This window comes from Paenibacillus sp. 01T424, from assembly GCF_056398745.1.
Genome location: NZ_JBFTPZ010000091.1, coordinates 1 through 4,401, shown reverse-complemented (window position 1 = coordinate 4,401; position 4,401 = coordinate 1). Strand labels below are relative to the sequence as shown.

The window sequence follows — 4,401 nt, the reverse complement described above, 5'->3', positions numbered from 1 at the left end:
AGGGTGTCGTAGGTTCGAATCCTACATGACTCACCATTTTTTAATCTCGGATGCGCGCGTATGGCGGAATTGGCAGACGCACTAGACTTAGGATCTAGCGGGCAACCGTGGGGGTTCAAGTCCCTCTACGCGCATCATAGTACGACAAAAGAAGTCTTGCTTAGCAAGGCTTTTTTTGTTGTTCAAAAGTAGGAAATGATATTCAAATGAGATGCTTTTGAGTAATTTTCATGAAATGGGTAACTCATATTGGTAAAACGTAATAAGGCTTCAGTTGTTATTACTCCGATCTCGTAAAAAATTCCTCTACGCCTCTCCCAAGCTTTTTAACCCTCTGCAGACAAGTATTATCATTCTAATATTTGGAATCTAATAAGAGACGAAGGTATGGGATGTTAAGAGCCCAATAAACACGTCTTAAAAATGAAGAGGGCTGCTCTATAATCGTACTGTGATTCGACTGCAAGTGTACTCATTGAAAAGGCGAACGCTTAGACAGCTGTTTGTCTAGGTATTACTAATATGTCAGATCGTAATGCTGCGGAAATTTATTCAATAATCTAGGGTAGATGTTCGAATGAATGCAAGTAGCTTTTTTTGACTATAACACTATATTAAATGTTCTAGTCTCTGTGCCTCTGGCGCACACACGACCGGCTGGTCATCGGTGCGTTTACATTAGTGATGTTTGTTCTTTAAGAGGAGAACTCTTTCCATTAAGACTGCACGTCTACCTGCGATAGAAGATGCTTTTTAACGTGGGTTTTACGGTGTTATGCCAATCTAGATACCCCGATCGTTCAATCCAATTCATGTATCTACGATACATCAAGCAGGGTGTCCCTGAAAATTAGTAATAAAAAATCTGTGATATAATATTAAGCAGCAATGCGAAATGGATTAACGGGCGGGGATATATATGAAATTGGAGCGATTGATCTCCATAATCTACAAGCTCCTGAATAACGAAGTTTTGTCTGCTTCTATGCTGGCTGAAGAGTATCAAGTTTCCCAAAGAACTATTTATCGGGATATCGATGTGATCTGCGCTGCGGGCTTCCCTGTCATATCGTATCAGGGAATGAATGGCGGATACGGCATAATGGACGGATACAAAATGGATAAAAGCTTGCTCGGTTCTTATGATGTCGATTCCCTAATCACCGTGCTCAGCAGCCTCTCCAGCGTGTTTAAAGATGAGCGTGCTCAGGGTACCATTGAAAGACTACAAACAATCGGACCCGAGCAGCAGATCCCCACTGTATCTGTCGACTTAGAAACCCGCCGGTCAGGGCCGGACGCGCTTCAACATTTACGTACGGGCATTACGGAGCGAAAAATCGTCCGTTTTGATTATATTAATGCTAATAATGATCGTACTTCCCGTGATATGGAACCCATACAGCTTCATTTCAAATATGGCAATTGGTACGTTTATGGCTTTTGTCGAACGCGTTGTGACTATCGGGAGTTCCGACTATCACGGATAATGAACTTAGTATTGACGCAGGAAGACTTTCAGCAGCACCACTTAGTGTCGAAAGAGCTTACTTTCACAAACAAGGAATGGTGCGATCTTTTGAAAGATGTTGTGATTCAAGTGGGACCGGAGGCTTTGGCGATAGCTATGGATCAGTTTCACCAAGCGGATATGCAATTTCATGCCGATGGAAATGCAACGATACGAATTCCAGTTTATAAACCACTTGAAGCAAGATGGCTATGGTCCATTCTTCTGAGCTTTGGCAGTGGCGCCGAAGTACTCGAACCTTATGCACTGCGAGGGATTTTAAAAGAACAGCTTCAAAATACACTCAAACTTTATGAAGAAGTATGACAGTCTGTTGTCATACTTCTTTTATTATTATAACTACAGAACCAAAATCAATTTATTAGAAATCAAAAGGAGAATTTACGAATGTCCAATTATCCAGTAGAAATGTTTCAATACCACACATGGGCCAACCAAACGATCATGGGGAGAATCAAGGAACTCCCTGCCTCTGTGCTAAGTCAAGAAGTAAACAGCTCATTTCCTACCCTTGCCCATGCCCTTAGTCATATCTATGCAGTGGATACGATGTGGTATAAGGTTTTAACAGGCACTGGTATGCGAGAGGCATTTCAAGAATGTATGTCGCTAAATGTGAGTATCCTGCATTCTGTAGATGAATACGCCAACAACTTCGCACAGTTATCGGAACAATACAGAGAATGGTTCCAAAGCGAAGCTGATTTGGAGCAAACCGTTTTGCTTGATAACCCATTTGCCGGAATTCGCCAAACACGCTTATCGGAAATTGTACTGCAAGTGGCCAATCATGGGACCTATCACAGAGGCAATATTTCTACAATGTTGCGCCAACTAGGCCACGCATCCGTCATGAACGACTATGCATTTTTTTGGTATCAGGAAGCTGCGGAATCCGTTTAAACACTGGCTCATCGTTTTGAAGATTTGGTGAGCGCAATGGATATTGTTTTGAATTAAATCAAATTATACTAAAAAGGTCGATACTTCTAAAAATAGGGGAGTCGACCTTTTTACTTCGATTTAATAGAAGAAATAAGTCACCATTGCTAGTTGAGATAAGTATCATTTTACCCTTTTGCTGATAGTATCAAGTTCGACTTGGGTCATACGTTGTATAATGAATTTAATTACACATTATAGTTAGAAGGAGCTTGAATTTTATCTATGGAAATTGAAAATCTAATTACAGTAAAATCGAGAGAAGATTTGAGGATTTGGCTACAGGAAAATGGAAATATTAAAAAATCTTGTTGGGTAGTAGTTAGCATGACGCCAAACCCAGATAAGTTGCTGTATTTGGACGCGGTCGAAGAATCTTTGTGCTTTGGATGGATTGATGGAGTGAAAAAGAAAATAACCGAAACTCAAATGGCGCAGAGACTATCACCTAGAAGCAAAAAAAGTTCATGGACTGAATTGAATAAAGAACGTGTCCGCCGCCTTGAAAAGTTGGGGTTAATGAGAGATGAAGGAAGAAAGGCACTTCCCGATATGGATTATGATTCTTTTAAAATAGACAAGGTTATAGAGCAAAGGCTCAAAGAGGAGAGACAGGTATTTGAGAACTTTTCGGCATTTCCAGCTCTTTATAAAAGAGTTCGGATCGACACGATACAAAGTAATAAAAACCAGCCGGAATTATTTAATAGTAGATTAGACAAATTCATTGCAAATACTAAGGAAAATAAAATGTACGGTCTATGGCATGATAATGGACGCCTCCTAGATTACTAAGATACGTTATTTTGTAGCGAGAAATTGTTTGTTGTGGTGGTTATATAAGCACGTCGAAATAGGCTATTTGTAATTAGTGGTTGTAGTCTTCTACTATACTAATTTTGATTTGTTTCAAATTAAAAACCCATCCTTTCATATGCGTGGTAGGATTATTTTAGTTCCTACACATACGAATAGGTCGGGGAGGTGCTTATGCTGGACGGTTCAGCTGCTATTGTGAATGTTGAATACGGATGGTCTTGGTCTAGAATAGAATGAACATTCGTGGAGGATGTAAAGCAAGGATTAATTCTGATTGTAAATAACGAACAGGTTACGTAGGTGATCTTAATAGATAAAGAGGAATTACTAATGGCTTTTTTAAAGTTAAGGACTTTGCACAGTTATAATTCATTTTAAAAAGCAATCGTATTTATGAATCAAGATGCTATTCCCCTGTAAATGAGTATCAGAAGCAAGTCACGGAATTCATACAAACCTGTACAGGGATAGATAAGAAGTGATGCAGCTTTGTGTCTTCTAGGATTAAATAGATTGATGTAAGGCAGAATCAGATATCAAGCAGAAAACGATGATTATATGAGCTGATTTGAATTCCATTTGTTAATCATCTGTATTACACATAGTTAACTAGGATAATATTGAGCTCAAAATAAATAACTAATAATATGTTTGTTCATTTATATTAACGAAATTAAATATTAAAACGCTTAAATGTAGTGTTTTACAGGCATTATAGACGTATTAAATGGCATTTATATAGTGAAATCATAAATATAATAAAATAATTTCAAAAAAGACTTGCAATCATATATGCATGCATGGTATATTCTAATTCCGGCCGAGAGATACACGCGGACGGCGAGAGAAACAAACGAAAGAAAAGATTGCTCTTTGAAAACTGAACAACGAGTAATAACTGCCTTGCAAATCCTTCGGGATGAGCAAATATAGCGATAAAAGTTATGAGCAAGTCAAACAACCAATTTGGAGAGTTTGATCCTGGCTCAGGACGAACGCTGGCGGCGTGCCTAATACATGCAAGTCGAGCGGAGTTGATGAGGTGCTTGCACCTCTGATGCTTAGCGGCGGACGGGTGAGTAACACGTGGGTAACCTGCCTGTAAGACT

The 4,401-nt window shown here is 39.2% G+C and carries 3 protein-coding genes, 1 tRNA gene and 1 rRNA gene; all 5 read left to right on the top strand.

Annotation, left to right across the window (positions count from 1 at the left end):
- Nucleotides 1-54: 54 nt before the first annotated feature.
- Nucleotides 55-134: transfer RNA gene (locus AC1DPK_RS33860), tRNA-Leu, on the top strand.
- Between the two features lie 785 nt (nucleotides 135-919).
- On the top strand, nucleotides 920-1,837 hold the full coding sequence (locus tag AC1DPK_RS33855; RefSeq protein WP_477512994.1) for a helix-turn-helix transcriptional regulator: 918 nt from the start codon (nucleotides 920-922) through the stop codon (nucleotides 1,835-1,837).
- Nucleotides 1,838-1,918: 81 nt separating this feature from the next.
- Nucleotides 1,919-2,434: a DinB family protein gene (locus AC1DPK_RS33850; RefSeq protein WP_477512993.1), complete on the top strand. Its 516-nt coding sequence runs from the start codon at nucleotides 1,919-1,921 to the stop codon at nucleotides 2,432-2,434.
- Nucleotides 2,435-2,698: 264 nt separating this feature from the next.
- Nucleotides 2,699-3,268, top strand: coding sequence for a YdeI/OmpD-associated family protein (locus tag AC1DPK_RS33845; protein ID WP_477512992.1), 570 nt, complete (start codon nucleotides 2,699-2,701; stop codon nucleotides 3,266-3,268).
- Between the two features lie 987 nt (nucleotides 3,269-4,255).
- Nucleotides 4,256-4,401, top strand: a 16S ribosomal RNA gene (locus AC1DPK_RS33840); the annotation flags it as partial.